Annotated in this window: 14 protein-coding genes; 6 read left to right on the top strand and 8 right to left on the bottom strand. The window is 65.3% G+C overall.

Translation table 11 applies throughout. From position 1 onward, the window contains the following. Positions 1–63 precede the first annotated feature (63 nt). Together BRA471DRAFT_RS04925 and BRA471DRAFT_RS04920 are read right to left on the bottom strand one after the other, a co-directional pair. Positions 64–1,434 carry a glutamate--cysteine ligase gene (locus BRA471DRAFT_RS04925; RefSeq protein WP_007605054.1) on the bottom strand — a complete coding sequence of 457 codons (1,371 nt, stop codon included), beginning with the start codon at positions 1,432–1,434 and terminating at the stop codon, positions 64–66. Positions 1,435–1,533: 99 nt separating this feature from the next. Beyond that, positions 1,534–2,028, bottom strand: a complete 495-nt coding sequence (locus BRA471DRAFT_RS04920; RefSeq protein WP_007599417.1) for a MarR family winged helix-turn-helix transcriptional regulator — start codon at positions 2,026–2,028, stop codon at positions 1,534–1,536. 126 nt (positions 2,029–2,154) lie between these two features. Here BRA471DRAFT_RS04920 and gstA point away from each other — a divergent pair, with 126 nt between their 5' ends. After that, positions 2,155–2,769: a glutathione transferase GstA gene (gene gstA, locus BRA471DRAFT_RS04915; protein ID WP_007605052.1), complete on the top strand. Its 615-nt coding sequence runs from the start codon at positions 2,155–2,157 to the stop codon at positions 2,767–2,769. Positions 2,770–2,841: 72 nt separating this feature from the next. Here the strand turns inward: gstA and BRA471DRAFT_RS04910 are convergent, their stop codons facing one another. From BRA471DRAFT_RS04910 to BRA471DRAFT_RS04895, 4 genes are all read right to left on the bottom strand, one after another. Continuing rightward, entirely contained in the window at positions 2,842–5,055 is a 2,214-nt protein-coding gene (locus tag BRA471DRAFT_RS04910) for an FAD-dependent oxidoreductase (protein WP_007605050.1), read from the bottom strand. Between the two features lie 148 nt (positions 5,056–5,203). Further along, the gene (locus BRA471DRAFT_RS04905; RefSeq protein ID WP_007605048.1) at positions 5,204–6,412 is read right to left on the bottom strand and encodes an acetyl-CoA C-acetyltransferase; all 1,209 of its coding nucleotides are present in this window, start codon (positions 6,410–6,412) and stop codon (positions 5,204–5,206) included. 68 nt (positions 6,413–6,480) lie between these two features. Continuing rightward, a complete protein-coding gene (locus tag BRA471DRAFT_RS04900) occupies positions 6,481–8,271 on the bottom strand; it encodes an acyl-CoA dehydrogenase C-terminal domain-containing protein (RefSeq protein ID WP_007605047.1) in 1,791 nt (596 codons plus the stop codon). 38 nt (positions 8,272–8,309) lie between these two features. After that, positions 8,310–8,696 carry a nuclear transport factor 2 family protein gene (locus BRA471DRAFT_RS04895; RefSeq protein WP_007605046.1) on the bottom strand — a complete coding sequence of 129 codons (387 nt, stop codon included), beginning with the start codon at positions 8,694–8,696 and terminating at the stop codon, positions 8,310–8,312. Between the two features lie 195 nt (positions 8,697–8,891). Here BRA471DRAFT_RS04895 and BRA471DRAFT_RS04890 point away from each other — a divergent pair, with 195 nt between their 5' ends. The 4 genes from BRA471DRAFT_RS04890 to BRA471DRAFT_RS04875 all read left to right on the top strand — a co-directional run bounded on the left by BRA471DRAFT_RS04890 (position 8,892) and on the right by BRA471DRAFT_RS04875 (position 15,271). Continuing rightward, positions 8,892–9,482, top strand: coding sequence for a PadR family transcriptional regulator (locus BRA471DRAFT_RS04890; protein WP_007605045.1), 591 nt, complete (start codon positions 8,892–8,894; stop codon positions 9,480–9,482). A 340-nt stretch (positions 9,483–9,822) separates the two neighbouring features. Beyond that, positions 9,823–13,254 (top strand): tetratricopeptide repeat protein, encoded by a 3,432-nt coding sequence (locus BRA471DRAFT_RS04885; protein WP_007605044.1) that lies wholly within the window; start codon positions 9,823–9,825, stop codon positions 13,252–13,254. A gap of 332 nt (positions 13,255–13,586) precedes the next feature. After that, a complete protein-coding gene (locus BRA471DRAFT_RS04880; protein WP_007605043.1) occupies positions 13,587–14,504 on the top strand; it encodes a sulfite exporter TauE/SafE family protein in 918 nt (305 codons plus the stop codon). Continuing rightward, entirely contained in the window at positions 14,501–15,271 is a 771-nt protein-coding gene (locus BRA471DRAFT_RS04875; RefSeq protein ID WP_035973546.1) for a TIGR02186 family protein, read from the top strand. The genes BRA471DRAFT_RS04880 and BRA471DRAFT_RS04875 overlap by 4 nt, the downstream gene beginning before the upstream one ends. A gap of 213 nt (positions 15,272–15,484) precedes the next feature. Here BRA471DRAFT_RS04875 and BRA471DRAFT_RS04870 read toward each other — a convergent pair whose 3' ends face one another. Continuing rightward, complete coding sequence (locus BRA471DRAFT_RS04870) at positions 15,485–16,258, bottom strand: MBL fold metallo-hydrolase (protein ID WP_007605041.1); 774 nt, start codon at positions 16,256–16,258, stop codon at positions 15,485–15,487. Between the two features lie 12 nt (positions 16,259–16,270). Continuing rightward, positions 16,271–17,182 (bottom strand): DMT family transporter, encoded by a 912-nt coding sequence (locus BRA471DRAFT_RS04865; protein WP_007605040.1) that lies wholly within the window; start codon positions 17,180–17,182, stop codon positions 16,271–16,273. A gap of 98 nt (positions 17,183–17,280) precedes the next feature. Here BRA471DRAFT_RS04865 and BRA471DRAFT_RS04860 point away from each other — a divergent pair, with 98 nt between their 5' ends. Next, positions 17,281–18,144, top strand: coding sequence for a LysR family transcriptional regulator (locus BRA471DRAFT_RS04860; RefSeq protein ID WP_007605039.1), 864 nt, complete (start codon positions 17,281–17,283; stop codon positions 18,142–18,144). Positions 18,145–18,283 lie beyond the last annotated feature (139 nt).

The following is an 18,283-nucleotide window of genomic DNA, read 5'->3' as shown; positions in this document are numbered from 1 at the left end:
TTTGATCGCCGCAAACCTGTACGGGCGATGAACGGCTCGTGCTCCCGATCGCTGGCCTTGTGTCTAGAAAGCGTATTCCGCGTAGGCTGGTTCCACCGAGCCGTTCCAGGGACCCTTGAACTTATCGAGCATCTCCTCAGCCGGCGTGCGGCCGGAATCGATGATGCGATCGAGCGGCTCCAGATGCCTGGTCTCGTCGCGGCCGAGCTGGTCGATCCGGCCGCGCCGGCGCAAGCCGGCATGTGCCAGAACGAGGCACTCCTTGGCGATCTCGAACAGATAGCGGTCCTTGATCCGCGACTTGAAGCCGAAGCGCGGCACGTCGTCGCGCAGGGCCTGACGCTCATGCGCGCTCCAGTGCTTCACAAGGTCCCAGGCGGCATCGAGCGACACATCGTCGTAGAGCAGCCCGGCCCAGAACGCCGATAGCGCCGGCAGTCGGCCCCACGGGCCACCATCGGAGCCGCGCATCTCGAGATAGCGCTTGAGCCGCACCTCCGGGAAAATCGTCGAAAGATGGTTGGCCCAATCCGACAGCGTCGGACGTTCCCCGGGCAAATTGTTGTTGCGGCCATCGAAGAAGGCGCGGAACGAGGAGCCCGAGACGTCGATGTAGTCCTCGTCGCGCTTGACGAAATACATGGGCACGTCGAGCGCGTAGTCGACATAGCGCTCGAAGCCCATGCCGTCCTCGAATGCCCACGGCATCATGCCGGCACGCGCGTTGTCGGTGTCGCGCCAGATCTCGGACCGGAAGGAGAGGAAGCCGTTCGGCTTGCCCTCGGTAAACGGCGAATTGGCGAACAAGGCGGTTGCGACCGGCTGGAGCGCGAGCGAAACACGCAGCTTCTTGACCATGTCGGCTTCGGAGGAGAAGTCGAGATTGGTCTGTACCGTGCAGGTCCGGTACATCATGTCGAGGCCATACTGGCCGACCTTCGGCATGTAGTTGGTCATGATCTTGTAGCGGCCCTTGGGCATCACCGGGATGTCGGCGCGCGACCAGGACGGCGTCATGCCGAGCCCGAGGAAGCCGATGCCGAGCGGCGTTGCGATCTCGCGCACCTGCGCCAGATGCGCCATCAGCTCGCTCTGGGTCTGGTGCACGTTCTCGACGGGGGCGCCCGAAAGCTCGAACTGCCCGCCGGGCTCCAGCGAGATCGCGCCGCCGCCCGTGACGTCGTAGAGGCCGATGATGTTGCCCTTCTCCATGATCGGCTCCCAGCCGAGCAGGAGCTTCATGCCTTCGAGCAGCGCGCCGATACCGCGCGGGCCTTCGTAGGGCACCGGACGGTGGCCTTCGAGCGTAAACGGCGTCTTCTCATGCTCGGTGCCCATGCGGAACTCGGACGGGTCCTTGCAGCCTTCCTCGAACCACTTGACGAGCTCGTCGCGCGATTGCAGGGGCGTCATATCGATCTGGTCTCGCGCCATATCAGACTCTAATCAAAAGCGCTTCGATCGAACGCGCGTGGGTGACAGGGACGGTCCGCGCAGCCACCGGCTGCACGGACGAACTGGTGTGCCGCGCGATCATCGCAACGGTGTGGTTTCGTTGACGTGGGCAGGCGGCAGTTTCATCTCGCCGCACGAGCAGCCCAGACGGTCGAGCAGACCGCTGAGCTTGACGGCATCCGCATCGGACAGTTTCGAACCGACATATTTCTCGATCGCGGCCGAATAGGCGCCCCACATCCGCTTCTGCAATTCGCGGCCGGCTTCCGTGATCTCCACGAACTGGCCGCGCTTGTCGATCTTGCATTCGCGCCGCGAGGCGAGACCTTCGTCGACCAGGCGGTCGATCAGCCGCGATGTCGAATATTGCGGGATCAGCATCTGCCGTTCGAGTTCGACCGGCCGGAGCTCGCCCGAGGGCGCCCGTGACAGTTCGAGCAGCGCGTCATACCATGCCAGCGGTGGGAAGCCGGCCTTCTTCAGGTCCTGCTCGACGCAATTGAGCACACGGCTCTGCACCCGCATCAAGCGGATCCAGGCGGAAGTCGCCTCGGTCGATGGTTTGCGTTTCATGGTCCCGCTCAAGCTTGTCGCCCGTCTCTTACCCTATTCGATGCACCTGCATCAATCTTGACTATTTCAAGCAGATGCATGTAGTCGTTCTTTCGCCTGAACCAAGCAACAAGAGGAGGAAATTCCATGAAATTGTACTATTCGCCCGGTGCCTGCTCGCTATCCCCCCATATCGCGCTCCTGGAAGCCGGCCTGCCCTATGAACTGGTCAAGGTCGATATCCGGGCCAAGAAGCTCGAAAACGGTGAGGATTATCTGAAGCTGAACCCCAAGGGCCAGGTCCCTGCGCTGGGCCTCGATAGCGGAGAGATCGTGACCGAAGGCCCGGTGATTGTCCAGATGATCGCCGATCAGGCCTCAGCCAAGGCGCTGGCGCCAGCCCACGGCAGCGCCGAGCGCTACAAGCTGCTCGAATGGCTGAACTTCCTCACCTCCGAGGTGCACAAGAGCTTCGGCCCGATGTTCGCGCCGGCGCTGAACGACGAGGCCAAGGCCTTCTTCAAGGACCGCGTCATGGGCAAGCTGAAATACATCGACAGCCAGCTCGCCGGCCGCGACTACCTCATGGGCAAGCAGTTCACGGTGGCCGACGGTTATCTCTTCACGATGCTGACCTGGGGCGACCGGATGAAGTTCGACCTCTCGGCGATGCCGAACCTTGCCGCGTACAAGACCCGCGTCGCGGCGCGGCCGCAGGTGCAGGAAGCGATGAAGAAGGAAGGGCTGATTCAGGCCGCCTGAGGCGCACATGTGAAAGGCCGGATCGAGAATCCGGCCTTTCTTTTTTTCATCCCGGCTAGGGGGTTCAGAGAATCACGCCGCCGCCTTGTTCGGAGCGAAGCGGCCATAGAAGGTTTCTCCCTTCGCGGCCATCTCCTCGAGGAGTTTCGGCGGGGTGAAGCGCGAGCCGTATTTCGCCTCCAGCTTGTGGCAAAGTTCGACGAATTTCTTCGTGCCCATGAAGTCGATGTAGGACAGCGTGCCGCCGGTGAACGGCGCAAAGCCGAAGCCGAGGATCGAGCCGACGTCTGCTTCGCGCGGATCGGTGATGACGTGGTCCTCCACCGTGCGCGCGGCCTCCACCGCCTGCACCACCAGGAAGCGCTCCTTCAACTCCTCGACGTCGAGCGTATCAGGATCGAGCTGCTTGGGCTGCAGCGCGGACAAGCCCGGCCACAGGCTCTTCTGACCCTTGCCCTTCTCGGGGTAGTCGTAGAAGCCCTTGCTGTTCTTGCGGCCCAGACGGCCCTGCTTCTCGACCATTTCCACCATCAGCTTCTTCTGATCGGGATTGATGGCGTTGGGGCCGAGGTCGGCTTCCGTCGCCTTCATGATCTTGAGCCCGAGGTCGAGCGCGACCTCGTCCGACAGCGAGAGCGGACCGACCGGCATGCCGGCCATCTTGGCGCAGTTCTCGATCATCGCGGGCGGCACGCCCTCGAGGAACATCTCGTTGCCTTCGGCGACATAGCGGCCGACGCAGCGATTGGCGAAGAAGCCGCGGCTGTCGTTGACGACGATCGGCGTCTTGCCGATCTGCCGGACGTAGTCGAGCGCGGTCGCGATCGCGAGATCGCCGGTGTTCTTGCCCTGGATGATCTCGACCAGCATCATCTTCTCCACCGGCGAGAAGAAGTGGATGCCGACGAACCTGCCCTGGTCCTTGAAGGATTCCGCCAGCGAGGTGATCGGAAGCGTCGAGGTGTTGGACGCGAAGATCACGTCCGGCTTCATATGCTCCTGCGCCTTGGCAAAGGTATCAGCCTTGACCTTGCGGTCCTCGAACACGGCTTCGATGACGAGATCGACGTCCTTCAGCGCGGAATAGTCCGCGGTCGGCGTAATGCGCGCGAGCAGGGCTTCTGCGTCGCCGGGCTTGGCGCGGCCCTTCTTGATCTGCTCCTCGATCACCTTTTGCGCATGCGCCTTGCCCTTGTCGGCGCTCTCCTGGTCGCGATCGATCAGGACGACGTCGAGGCCGGCACGGGCCGAGACATAGCCGACGCTCGCACCCATGAAGCCGGCGCCGATCACGGCGATCTTCTTCACCTTGGTCGGCGGCACGTCCTTCGGACGGCGCGCACCCTTGTTCAATTCCTGCATCGACAGGAACAGGCTGCGGATCATCGCCGCCGCTTCCTTCGAGCGCAGCACCGAGGTGAAGTAGCGCGATTCCACCCGCAATGCGGCGTCGATCGGCAGCTGCAGGCCCTCGTAGACGCAGCTCATGACCGCGCGTGCGGCCGGATAATTGTCGTAGGTCTCGCGGCGATAGATCGCGTTGCCCGCCGGGAACATCATCATGCCGGCCTTGGAGAACACCGGGCCGCCCGGCAGCTTGAAGCCCTTCTCGTCCCAGGGCGCGACAGCCTTGCCGCCGCCCTTGATCCAGTCCTTTGCCGCCTTGATCAGATCGGCGGCGGGAACGACGGCGTGGATCAGATTCAGCGCCTTGGCTTTCTCGACCGTGACCGGATCGCCCTTGAGCAAGATGGTCATCGCGTCCTGCGGCGGCACCAGGCGCGGCACGCGCTGCGTGCCGCCGGCGCCTGGGAACAGGCCGACCTTGACCTCGGGCAGGCCGAGGCGGGTCTTGGGATTCTCCGCCGCCACGCGATAGTGGCAGCACAGCGTGATCTCGAAACCGCCGCCGAGCGCGAGACCGTTGATCGCGGCCGCCCACGGCTTGCCGGAGGTCTCGATCGAGCGCAGCACCTGCGAGAAGCGCCGGCTCTGCTCGAACAGCATCTGGTTTGCCGCCGTCTCGCCCTTCTCCTTGAACACTTTTGCGTAGGCCTGGTTCATGCTTTCGAGCATGGACAGATCGGCACCCGCGCAGAACGCTTCCTTGGCGGAGGTGATGACGACGCTCTTCACTGCAGCATCCGCCGTGGTCGCCTTGACGATCGCGTCGAGCTCGCTGGTCGAGGTCTCGTCGAGCACGTTCATCGAACGGCCCGGGATGTCCCAGGTCACCAGCGCGATGCCGTCGGAATCGGTCTCAACCTTGAAGTTCTTGTAAGCCATGCTGGTTGCTCCTCGGTGCCGTCTTCGGCGCGGCGGTTGACGGTGATCTCGTAGGGTGGGCAAAGGCGCTCTTGCGCCGTGCCCACCATCATTCGCGAAGGCAGCAGTGGTGGGCACGCTTCGCTTTGCCCACCCTACGGGCTGCTCGTTACACCCGCTCGATGATGGTCGCGGTGCCCATGCCGCCGCCGATGCACAGCGTCACCAGTGCGGTCGCCTTGTTGGTGCGCTCGAGCTCGTCGAGCACGGTCCCGAGGATCATGGCACCGGTCGCGCCGAGCGGATGGCCGAGCGCGATGGCACCGCCATTGACGTTGATCTTGGCGTTGTCGATGTCGAAGGCCTGGATGTAGCGCAGCACGACGGAGGCGAAGGCCTCGTTGAGCTCGAACAGGTCGATGTCCGACTTCTTCATGCCGGAGCGCGCAAACAGCTTTTCGGTGACGTCGACCGGGCCGGTCAGCATCATCGCGGGCTCAGAGCCGATATTGGCGAAGGCGCGGATCTTTGCGCGCGGCTTCAGGCCGTACTTGCCGCCGGCTTCCTTGCTGCCGAGCAGAACCGCGCCGGCACCATCGACGATGCCCGATGAATTGCCGGCGTGGTGCACGTAATTGACGCGTTCGATTTCCGGATGCGACTGCACCGCGACGCCATCGAAGCCGCCCATCTGCGCCATCATCGTGAACGCCGGCTGCAACTGCGCCAGCGACTGCATCGTCGTCGAGGGACGCATATGCTCGTCCTTGGCGAGGATGGTGAGGCCGTTGATGTCCTTCACCGGGACGACCGACTTGTCGAAGCGGCCTTCATCCCAGGACTTCGCCGCACGCTGCTGGCTCTGCACCGCATAGGCGTCGACATCGTCGCGCGAGAAGCCGTATTTGGTCGCGATCAGATCGGCAGAGACCCCTTGCGGCATGAAATATGAGGGCACCGCCATCGACGGGTCCATCGGCCAGGCGCCGCCGGAGGCGCCGATGCCGACGCGGCTCATCGATTCGGCACCGCCGCCGATCACGAGCTCGTGCTGGCCGCTCATCACCTGGGCTGCGGCAAAATTCACGGCATCGAGGCCGGAGGCGCAGAAGCGGCTGATCTGCACGCCCGGCACGGCTTCGCCGAGGCCCGCCTTCAGCGCGGCAAAGCGCGCGATGTCGGAGCCCGCTTCGCCGACGGGATCGACCACGCCGAGAATGACGTCATCGACGGAATCTTCCGGCAGGTTGTTGCGGTCCTTGAGCGCCTTGAGCGGCACGGTCGCGAGCGCGAGCGCGGTGACCTCGTGCAGCGCGCCGTCCGCCTTGCCCCGGCCGCGCGGGGTGCGGACGTGGTCGTAGATATAGGCATCTGCCATGGGAGCCTCCTGATTGCAGTTATTGGTCGCGACCGCCGCGCGGTCGCTATCATTGGTGGGCGGAATCCTCAGAACGCTTCCGCCGGCAGTTCCATGATGGTGGAGCAGCCGGCCTGGATGCGCGCAAGGTTGGCGGCGGTCTCCGGCAGCATCCGCTCCATGAAGAAGCGGCCGGTGACGAGCTTGGTCGAGAGATAGGGCGTCGTCCCGCTCTCGGCAATCTTGGCTTGCGTCACCTTCGCCATCTTCGCCCACATGTAGCCGAGGGCGACGAAGCCGAAGAGATTCAGGTAATCGGTTGCGGCGGCGCCTGCATTGTCGGGTTTGGCCATCGCGTTCTGCATCAGCCACGTGGTGGCCTGCTGGAGATGGCCGAACGAAGTCGAGAGCGGAGTGATGAAGGGCTTCATCGCCTCGTCGCCGCCGTTCTCCTTGGCGAAGGCCATGACCTCGCCGAAGAACGCCATGATGGCGCGGCCGCCATCGCGCGGCAGCTTGCGGCCGACGAGGTCGAGCGCCTGGATGCCGTTGGCGCCTTCGTAGATCATGGCGATGCGGGCGTCGCGCACGAACTGCTCCATGCCCTGCTCGGCGATGTAGCCGTGGCCGCCATACATCTGCTGCGCCTGCACCGCATTGGCGAAGCCGTAATCGGTGAGGAAGCCTTTTAGCACCGGCGTCATCAGGCCCATGTGATCGTCGGCGGCCTGGCGGTCCTTGGGATCCTCGGAGCGATGGGCGACGTCGCTCTTCAGCGCGGTCCACATCACGAAGGCGCGGGCGGCCTCGTTGAAGGCGCGGATCGACAGCAGCGTGCGGCGCACGTCGGGATGGACGATGATCGGATCGGCCGGCTTGTCCGGCGCCTTGGCACCGGTGAGCGAACGGCCCTGGATGCGATCCCGGGCATAGGCGACCGCGTTCTGATAGGCGACTTCCGACTGCGCGAGACCCTGCACGGCGACGCCGAGGCGGGCCTCGTTCATCATCACGAACATGCCCTGCATGCCCTTGTTCTCTTCGCCGATCAGCCAGCCGACGGCGTTGTCGTAGTTCATCACGCAGGTGGAATTGCCGTGGATGCCCATCTTGTGCTCGATCGAGCCGCACTCCACGCCGTTGCGCTGCCCCACCGAACCATCGGCATTGACCATGAATTTCGGCACCACGAACAGCGACACGCCCTTGATGCCGGCGGGCGCGCCCTCGATGCGGGCAAGCACGAGGTGGATGATGTTGGGCGCGAGGTCATGCTCGCCGGCCGAAATGAAGATCTTGGTGCCCGTGATCTTGAAGCTGCCGTCGGGCTGCCGCACCGCCTTGGTGCGGAGCATGCCAAGGTCCGTGCCGCAATGCGGCTCGGTCAAATTCATGGTGCCGGTCCACTCGCCCGCCACCATCTTCGGCACGTAGGTCTGCTTCTGCTCCGGCGTGCCGTGGACGATCAGCGCCGCGGTCGCGCCCATGGTGAGGCCGCCATACATCGAGAACGCCATGTTGGCGGAGATCTGGAATTCGTTGACGGCCTGCGAGAGCGTCACCGGCAGGCCCTGGCCGCCGAACTCGGTCGGTGCCGACAGGCCGAGCCAGCCGCCCTCGGCGACCTGCTTGAACGCCTCCTTGAATCCCTTGGGCGTGGTGACGCTGCCGTCATCGGCGCGCTTGCAGCCCTCGAGATCGCCCACGCGATTGAGCGGCTGCAGCACCTCTTCGGCAAGCTTGGCGGCTTCGCCCAAAATGGCTTCACGCACGTCGCTCGACGCATCGGAGAAGCCGGCCAGATTGTCGTAGCGGTCGATCTGGAAGACGTCGTTGAGCAGGAAGTTCACGTCTTCGACGGGGGCTTTGTAGATCGGCATGGTGGTCTCCCGGCAGGCCTTGAAGTGATGATACTGGCTTAGGATTGAGCGGCTGCAAGCTGCTCCGCCATCAGGCGATGCAGCATGTTGATCGCCTTGAGCGGCCGCACCATCACCTTGAAATGCGTGATGCGTCCCTCGCCGTCGAAGCTGATGATATCGACGCCGTTGATCTCGATGCCGTCGATCATGGTCTTGAATTCGAGCACGGCGCCGCTCTCACTCTTCCATTCGCCGACATAAAGGAAGCCGGGACCGCCGAGCACCTTCTCGGCGCTGGCGAGATATTTGAAGGTGATGTCGCGGCCGCGCTGCGGCGCGTGCACGACGGGGCTTTCGAACACGGCGTCGGGATGGAGCAGGTCCCAGAGCGCTGCCTGGTCATGCGACTTCATGTAGCCGTACCAGGACTCGAGGCCGGTCATTCAGCTGCCTCCCTAAAGGCTTCGGCAAAAAAAACGCGAAAACAACCCCATGCACAGTAGCGCGAAGGTTGATTCCGTTGGGGTTTTCGGGGCGGTGTTTGCCCTCGTTCTTGGATCACCTCATATGCACATTGACGCATATGCGCCGATGCGCATAAAGTCAAGCCAATTGGTTAAGAACAGGAGGACCGGGTCATGGCTTTGGGCGACGCAATCCTCGCATGCCTGACGGAACGTCCGATGACGGGCTACGAGCTCGCCAAGACATTCGATTCCTCGATCGGCTTCTTCTGGAAGGCCGACCACCAGCAGATCTACCGCGAGCTCTCCAAGCTGCGCGACCGCGGCTACATCCAGGGCCGCGAGGTCGTGCAGACAGGCAAGCCCAATAAACTGATCTATACGCTCACTCCGGAGGGCCGAACAGCGCTGCGGCACTGGGCCGCGCGGCCAAGCACGCCCCCTTCCATCAAGGACGACCTCCTGGTGCGGCTGCATGCGCTCGACAGCATCGGGCTCGAGCCTATGCGCACCGACCTGATGGCCCGGCTCGAACACCACCGCGATCGCCACGAGAACTACGAGCGCATCCTGAAGAAGCGCTTTCCCGAAGGGGCGGCGTCCGGCGTGCTCGACCTCGGTAACCTGCTGCTGCTTCAGCTCGGCGCCCGGCACGAGCAGATGGTCGCCGACTTCTGCGAAGAGGCGCTCGAGGCCCTGTCGGCGATGAGCGCAAACGGCACCGTGGTGCCGCTGGAGGATGGCAAGCGCGAGGGCAAGGGCTAGACCGGCTTCGGCGGTGCTCGTCGCCTCTCCCGCTTGCGGGAGAGGTCGCGCCGAAGGCGCGGGTGAGGGCTCTCTCATCTCGGGGGTTCTCGATTGTGGAAACACCCTCTCCCCAACCCTCCCCCGCAAGCGGGGGAGGGAGCGCACCTGCTCTCGTCTTGGAAGGCCGCCCAACTTTAAGACACCGTCAATGGGTTCCTTAACCCGTTATTTACCGTAACAGACAAAAGTCGGTTTTCGAGGCAGACGACCCGCGCCAAATCCGATTGTCTTTCAACCGGCACGCGAGGGGAGACTGGAGGCGCCGGGTGGGGCGCCGGAGTCGGGACCGGACAGAGTCATGAATTCGCGCGTATCGTGGAGTGTTGACGGCATCGATCCCTCCGTCCGGGAGCGGGCCGAAGCTGCTGCGCGTCGCGCCGGCATGTCACTCAACGATTGGCTGAACTCCACGCTCGGCGAGACCGCCCCGCCAAACTTTCGCGGACTTTACGACCAGCGTCCGCAAGCCCAGCACGTCCCGAGCCAGGTACCGACTCAAGGACCGAGCCAGGAAAGCCGCGAAGTCGCCGACATCCACCAGCGGCTCGACGCCATCACCCAGCAGATCGAACGGATTTCAAAGCCCGCGCCGCGGCAGGACACTTCGCGACAAGACGCTTCCCGGCAAGACGTCTCGCGCGAGCAGGGCGTTGCGCGCCAGCTCAACGACGCGATCTCGCGGCTCGATGCAAGGCTGTCGCAGATTTCGAAGCCGCAGCAGGCTCCGGCACCGCGACAGGCGCCCGTTGAAATGCGCCAGCGCCAGGCCGATGCGGTCGAGCGCGCGGCAGCGCAGGTCTATCGCAGCTCACCGCCCCTGAGCCCGGCTTCGTTCGACGTCGCGGTCGCCGAGATCACGGCACGGCAGAGCGAGCTCGACGGCTTTGCGCCAAGGCAGATGCCGCCGCGCGCAGCACCCTCGATCGCGCCTGCGGCAGCTCCTTACGCGCCGCCCGCGCCTGCCTACGCTCCGCCGCCACCGCAGCCGGGGCCGGATTTCTCTGCACTCGAGCGCCATCTGCTCAAGATCACGAGCCAGATCGAATCGCTGCAGCGCCCCGACAATACCGAGCAGGCGATCAACAGTTTCCGCAGCGAGCTTGCGGAGATCCGCAACGCCATCACCGAGGCGATGCCGCGCCGCGCGATCGAATCGATCGAGAACGAGATCCGCTCGCTGCATCGGCGCATCGACGAGACCCGTTCCAACGGCACCGACGGTCAGGTCCTGTCCGGGATCGAGCACGCGCTGTCCGAAATCAAGCAGGTGCTCCGCACGCTGACGCCGGCCGAGCAGCTCACCGGCTATGACGAGGCGATCCGCAATCTCGGGGCCAAGCTCGATCTGATCCTGCGCGCCAATGACGATCCCTCGACGGTCCGCCAGCTCGAAGGCGCGATCACGGCGCTGCGCGGCATCGTCTCCAACGTCGCCTCCAACGAAGCGCTGGCACGGCTCTCGGACGACGTGCAGCTGCTGTCGTCCAAGGTCGACCAGGTCACCCGTGCGTCCGGCCAGGGCGACAGTTTTGCGGTGCTGGAGCAGCGCATCGCGGCGCTCACCGCCGCTCTGGAAACGCGCGAGCGCCCTCAGCCCTCCGAGAGCAGCGAGCAGCTCGAAAGCGCGATCCGCGCCCTGTCCGACCGTTTCGATCGCATGCAGGTCGGCAACGATTCGGCTTCGACCTTTGCTCATCTTGAACAGCGGGTCTCGTATCTGCTGGAGCGGCTCGAGGCCGCCTCCGATCCGCGCAACGGCAATTTCAGTCGCGTCGAGGACGGGCTGCACGACATTCTGCGCCACCTGGAGCGGCAGCAGGCGACCTATTCCGCGCTGGCCGAGAGCCGCAATTCCGCGCCGCCTGCCGAGTCCGGCATGGTCGATCTCGTCAAGCGCGAGCTCTCCGACATCCGCTTCAGCCAGGCCGAGACCAACCGGACCACCCAGGATTCACTGGAGGCCGTCCACAACGCACTCGGCCACGTCGTCGATCGTCTCTCGATGATCGAGGGCGATTTGCACAATGTGCGCACCGCGCCGCCCGCCCCTGCGCCGATGCCGCAGCCAACGCCGATGGCTGCTCCCATGGAGACCGCGCCGATGGCGCGCGATCCACGGCCGCAGCAACAGCAGCATCCGACATACGATCCGAAGCCCGAGCTGCCCAATCCGGCCGCCGCGCAGGCGGCGCACGCCGCCTTCGCCGCCGCGCCGCGCGAATTCCACGCCGCCGCGCCGGCAGCGCCGCCGCCGATGCCGATGCCGATGGCACCGCCGGTTCCGCCACGCGCGATCAGCGAAATCCTGGAGCCGCATACGGCGCCCACGCGCGCCGCGCTTGCGCCCGAACTGCCGCCGGATCATCCGCTCGAGCCGGGCACAAGGCCGGGTGCACGGCTTGCCACGCCGTCGGAGCGCATTGCTGCGTCCGAAAGCGCAATCAGCGACATCCCGGCCGCGCCCAAGGAGCCGGTGTCGTCGTCGAGCTTCATCGCCGCCGCGCGCCGCGCCGCGCAGGCCGCCGCCGCGCAGCCGACCGAGAAGCCGGCCCGTGGCGCCAAGGCCGCAATCGCCCGCGCCAAGGAAAAGGGCCAGGAAGGTGGCTCGACCATCACCTCGAAGATCCGCTCGCTGCTGGTCGGCGCGAGCGTGGTCGTGATCGTACTAGGCACCTTCAAGATGGCGATGAACCTGCTCGATGGCAGCACCTCGTCGCCGTCGCCGCAGGCGATGGAGACTTCGTCGCCCGCACCCGCGCCACAGGCCCCGCTGCCGGTCGAGAACAAGCCCGCCACGCCCGAGCAGGTCACACCGTCGATGACCTCGCCGACCCCGATCGGGCGGCAATCCCAGAACAATGCCGCGCCGGCTCCCGCCGCCAATTCCGGCAACTCGGCCTCGGTCGAAATTCCGCCGGTCCCTGCCGCAGCGCCGCAGCCGGCCTCCAGCGACGTCACCGGCGCGCTGTCGGGCACGAGCCGCATGAAACTCGCGATGATCCAGGTGCCGCCGAGCGAAAAGCTGCCTGACGGCATCGGTGGCCCCGGCTTGCGTACCGCCGCGATGAAGGGCGATGCGACCGCGGCCTACGAGATCGGCGTGCGCTTTGCCGAGGGCAAGGGCGTGGCCGCGAATTACGACGAAGCCGCCAAATGGTACGACCGCGCGGCGCAGGCCGGCGTGGTGCCCGCGACCTTCCGCCTCGGGACACTCTACGAAAAGGGTCTTGGCGTGAAGAAGGACGCCGACATCGCCCGCCGCTACTACACGCAGGCGGCCGAGCGCGGCAACGCCAAGGCGATGCACAATCTCGCGGTGCTCGACGCCGACGGCGGCGGACGCGGCGCCAATTACAAGAGCGCGGCACTGTGGTTCCGGAAGGCCGCCGACCGCGGCGTCGCCGACAGCCAGTTCAACCTCGGCATCCTCTATGCCCGCGGCATCGGCGTGGAGCAGAACCTCGCCGAGTCCTACAAATGGTTTACCCTCGCCGCCGCCCAGGGCGACGCGGACGCAGCAACCAAGCGCGATGACGTCGCCAAGCGTCTCGACCCGCAATCGCTCGCCGCCGCCAAGCTCGCGATCCAGACCTTCAGCGCCGAGCCGCAGCCCGACGACGCCGTCAACGTTGCGGCCCCGAACGGCGGCTGGGACAGCGCGCCGCAGGCCAACGCCAAGCCTGCGCCGAAGCCGGTCGCGAGCAAGAAGTCGGCGTCGGCGGTGCGCTGAGAGCGGTCGCTCAATCGTCTCTGAGGAAAAATCCCACCTGGTCGTCCTGGCGAAAGCCAGGACCCATTACCACAAGCAGCCGTTGTTGAAGGACGCTGTGGCCACAGCCTGCCGCGATAGCAACCAGTCGGGATGATGGGTCCTGGCTTTCGCCAGGACGACATCGGAGAAGCCACGGCGCCTCGATCACCCTCCTCACCCCCATTCACCACGCCCGAAATTCCTGGTCCCGCCCGCCGTCGAATTCCGCTATTGAGGGGCGCGGCAATCGTTCTGCCCTCCTGCGAGCATTCCGCGCAACCGATCCGTCTCGTGGGAAGCGTGGTCTCTCGATGCAGCTCTATCTCCCGATCGCCGATCTTCCGGTCAACGTCTTCCTCGTGCTGGCGATGGGCGCGGCGGTCGGCTTCGTCTCCGGCATGTTCGGGATCGGCGGCGGCTTCCTGATGACGCCGCTTTTGATCTTCATCGGCATCACGCCGGCGGTCGCGGTCGCCTCCGTCGCGAGCCACATCGCCGCCTCGTCCTTTTCCGGCGCCCTCGCCTATTGGCGGCGGCGCGCGATCGATCCGGCGCTGGCGAGCGTGTTGTTGTGCGGCGGCGTGACCGGGACGGCGCTGGGCGTGTGGACCTTCACGCAGCTGCGCGCGCTCGGCCAGCTCGATCTGATGATCGCACTGTCCTACGTCGTGCTGCTCACCACCGTCGGCAGTCTGATGTTCTCCGACGGCCTGCGCGCCCTGATGCGGACCCGGCGTGGCGCGGTGCCGCCGCGACGCACGCATAACTGGATCCATGGCCTGCCGCTGAAGATGCGGTTCAAGCGCTCCAAGATCTACCTCTCGGTGATCCCGGTCGTGATCGTCGGCATCGTGATCGGCTTCATCGGCGCCATCATGGGCATCGGCGGCGGCTTCATCCTGGTGCCGATCATGATCTATCTGCTGCGGGTGCCGACCTCGACGGTGATCGGCACCTCGATGGTCCTGACGCTGGTCACGATGCTGTTTGCGACCCTGCTGCACGCGGTGACAAATCATCTGGTCGATGCGGTGCTGGCGCTGATCCTGATGGTCGGCGGCGTCACCGGCGCCCAATTCGGCGCACGCGCCGGCCAGAAGATTCGCGGCGAGCAATTGCGGCTGCTGCTTGGCCTCTTGATCCTCTCGGTCGGTGTTCGTTTCGCGATCGAGCTGGTGATCCGGCCCGAAGACCTCTTCACCATCCGCGAACTGGGGGTGAACGGATGATGCGCGCAGCTCTCGCGGTCCTGCTCGTTCTGCTGCTCGGCTCCGCTGCACGCGCCGAGCGGCTGATCGTGTCGGTCTCCAACCATCGCGTCACGGTGACGCCGAACTATTCCGGCGAGGAGCTGGTGCTGTTCGGCTCGGTCGAGAAGGACGGCTCCGCGCCCGTCGACCGCAAGACCTACGATCTCGTCGTCACCGTGATGGGCCCGCGCGCCGACATGGTGACGCGGCGCAAGGAGCGCACGTTCGGGATCTGGATCAACACCGACTACCGCCAGTTCCTGGAGGTGCCGAGCTATCTCGCGCTGTTCGCCAACCGCTCCTTCGATGTCATCACCTCGCCCGAGATCGCGCGGCGCCAGCAGATCGGGCTCAACAACGTGCTGTTGACCCAGCGCGTCAGCGGCGACTATGCCGACGTGGTGCCGAACGACGCGTTCCGCTCCGCCTTCATCCGCCTGCGCACCCAGCGCGGTCTCTACCGCGAGGACCCGAGCGCGGTGACGTTCCTGACACCGACCCTGTTCCGCACAGGCATTCCACTGCCGGCGGAGGTGCCGATCGGCACCTATGAGGTCGAGATCAAGCTGTTTGCCGACGGCGCGTTCATCGGCAAGACCGAGACCGCGTTCGAGATCGTCAAGGTCGGCTTCGAGCAGTTCGTCGCGACGACGGCGCGGCAGAACGGGCTGATCTATGGACTGGTTACGGCGGCGATGGCGCTGATGACGGGCTGGATGGCGTCGATTGTGTTTCGGAAGGATTAGCCGCCGTCATTGCGAAGCGCAGGCGCTCTCTCCGAGTCGTCCTGGCGAAAGCCAGGACCCATAACCACAGGCAGTGATGATTACGGGGATTCGGAGTTACCACTAAGCGTCAAACTGCTCCCTGGGGTAATGGGTCCTGGCTTTCGCCAGGACGACGCTGGAAAACTACGACGCTGGAAAACTGAAACGCTGGGAAATTACGGCGTTGGAAAACTACGGCGCCTGCACCACCGTGGGCACGCCGGGCTCCAGCAATCGCAACCGCGTCCCGAAGCCGAGCACGTCAAACGTCTTGCGCAGATCCTCGCTGTTCTGGCGGAAATGCGCCCAGCCCTCCGTATGAACCGGCACGATCATCGCGTCGGGGAAGGCGCGTGCGGTTTCGATGGTGTCGTTGGTGTCCATGGTGAGATGGAACGGGCCGCGCGTTTGCGCGGCGCCGGCGAAAGGCATCACCACGCCGCATTTGAAGCGGCGCGCGACCTCGGCGACGCCGTCGAACCAGGTGGTGTCGCCGCTGATATAGACCGAGGTTGTATCCTTGCGGCTCGACGACACCACGAAGCCGATGACGTCCCCTGACAGCGGCTCAATGCCGGCCGGGCCATGGCGCGCGGGTGTCGCCGTGATCGTCAGCGTGTTGCCGTCACCGTCTTTCAGATGCGAGGTCGCCCATGGCGCGAGGCCCTCGACATGGCCGCCGAGACGCTTGGCGCCGGCCTCAGTCGTCAGCGCGCGCGGCGCTTTAAGCAGATAGTCGCGGCCGGAATTGTCGAGATTGTCCGAATGCTGGTCGTGGCTGAGCAGGACCGCATCGATCGGACCGACCGCATCGGCCTTCAGCGCAGGTCCAATCGTCTTCTCCAGCTTCACATGCGGCAGTTGATAGGCGCCCGGCGCATCGAAGGTCGGGTCGGTGAGCAGGCGAAAGCCATCGATCTCGATCAGCGCAGTGGGACCGCCGATCAGGGTGATGGAAATGGGCATGATGGACTCCTCTTACGAGACGGATTTGGCGGGCCGCGTCACCAGATAGATGCCAAGTGCGACCGGGATGATTCCGAGCAGATCGCGGGCCTCGACATGCTCGCCGAGGACGAGATACGCGAACAGCATGCCGAGCGGCGGCATCAGGAAATGATAGGCACTGGCAGCCGTCGCGCCACACACTTTCAGGAGATGAAACCAGAGCCAGTAGGCCATGATCGAGCCGCCGAGCACGAGGAAGGCGAAGGCGCCGATCAGGCCCGGCGTGAAGTCGATGGCACGAAGATCGGCGAAGGTCAGCGCCACCGGCGTCAGCACGATGCCCGCGGCGAGATTCTGCACGCCATTGCCGATCCACAGGCTTCCCTTCGGCGCGAGCAGCTTGAACAAAATGGTGCCGGCGACGAGAGAGGCGAGCGAGGCCAGCGTGAACACGATGCCGTGCCATGAATCCGTGCCGACCGACAGCCGGTGCCAGACGATCAAGGTCACGCCGATGATGCCGAGCAGGAGGCCGCTCGCCTTGCGCCAGGTCATGCCTTCGCCGAGCAGAAGCGCGGCGAGGCCCGCCGTGAACACCGGATTGGCCGACACGATCAGGCCGCCGAGGCCTGCGGAGACCGATTGCAGGCCGGTGTAGCCGAGGCCGAGATAGAGCGCGTTGTTGGCGACGCCGAGCACGGCGAAGATCGCGGCATCGCGCCAGGACAGCGACCAGTCGTCGCCGCGGGCCAGCGTGGCACCGAGGATCAAGATGCCGGCGAGCGAAAAGCGCGCGGCGAGCAGGATCAGCGGCGGGCAATGGGTGACGCCGATCTTGCCGGCGACGAAGGCGTAGCTCCAGAGCAGGCAGAACAGGCCGATCGCGAGCGGCAGCGTGTTGAAGCGGCTGCGGGGAACGGCAAGCGAGGGAGCGAGCGACATGTGGGCATTCTCCTGTGCCCTCGATCTAGGGACCCGGCTTGTCATTTGGAAATTAAATGATTAACTTCCCATCAGTGGATTTTCGAATGGAGACGCCGATGCTCGATCTGGAGCTCCTGCGCAGCTTCGTCTCGGTGGTCGATGCCGGCGGCTTCACTCGCGCCGGCGAGCGCGTCCATCGCACCCAGTCGACCGTCAGCCAGCAGATCAAGCGGCTGGAGGAGGATGTCGGCCAAGTCCTGCTGCATCGCGACGGCAAGGAGGTGCGCCCGACGGAGGCCGGCGAACGGCTGCTGTCCTATGCGCGGCGGCTGTTGTCGCTCGCCGAGGAGGCGCGCGACGTGCTGAGCCAGCCCGACGGCGAAGGCGCGATCCGGCTCGGCATCCCCGAGGATTTCGCGGCGTATCGGCTGGCGAAACTGCTCGGCGCCTTCTCACGCTCGCATCCGGGGCTCCGGCTCGATGTGCGCGCCGACCAGAGCAAGCATCTTGCCCGCGACCTCGATCGCGGCGAGCTCGACCTCGCACTGTTCAAGCGCGCAGCGGGTGAGAAGGGCGCGATCGCGGTGTGGCCGGAGCAGGTGCACTGGGTCACCAGCAAGAGCCACCCGATCCATGCGGAGGTCGCCTCCGTGCCGCTGATCGGCTTTCCGCTCGGCTGCCTCTACCGCGCCGGCGCCATCCACGCGCTGGAAAGTGCGGGCCGGCCCTGGCACATGTCCTATACGTCATCGAGCCTCGCCGGCATCCAGGCCGCGGTCGCCGCCGGCATGGGCTTGAGCATCCTGTCGGAGATGGCGATCCAGTCCGACCACCGCGTGCTGACCGCGAAGGACGGCTTTGCGCCGATCAACCGAACCGAGGTGGCGCTGATGGCCGCGCCGGGCGCGAGCCCCGCGACCCTGCGGCTCGCCGATCGGCTCGCGGAGTTCTGCGACGACGTGCAGGCGAAGGCGGCGTAAATCGTTGCGATAGTCGCGATCTGTCGCCGCGACACCGGTGCGTTCCTTCCCCCTTGTGGGGGAGGGTTAGGGAGAGGGGTACCACACGGGGACTCTCTCGAGGAGCGCGCGCCGCACGAGCGCAGATGGATAGACCTTT

The organism is Bradyrhizobium sp. WSM471, from assembly GCF_000244915.1.
Classification (GTDB): domain Bacteria; phylum Pseudomonadota; class Alphaproteobacteria; order Rhizobiales; family Xanthobacteraceae; genus Bradyrhizobium.
This window is presented reverse-complemented; position numbering and strand designations above follow the sequence as displayed.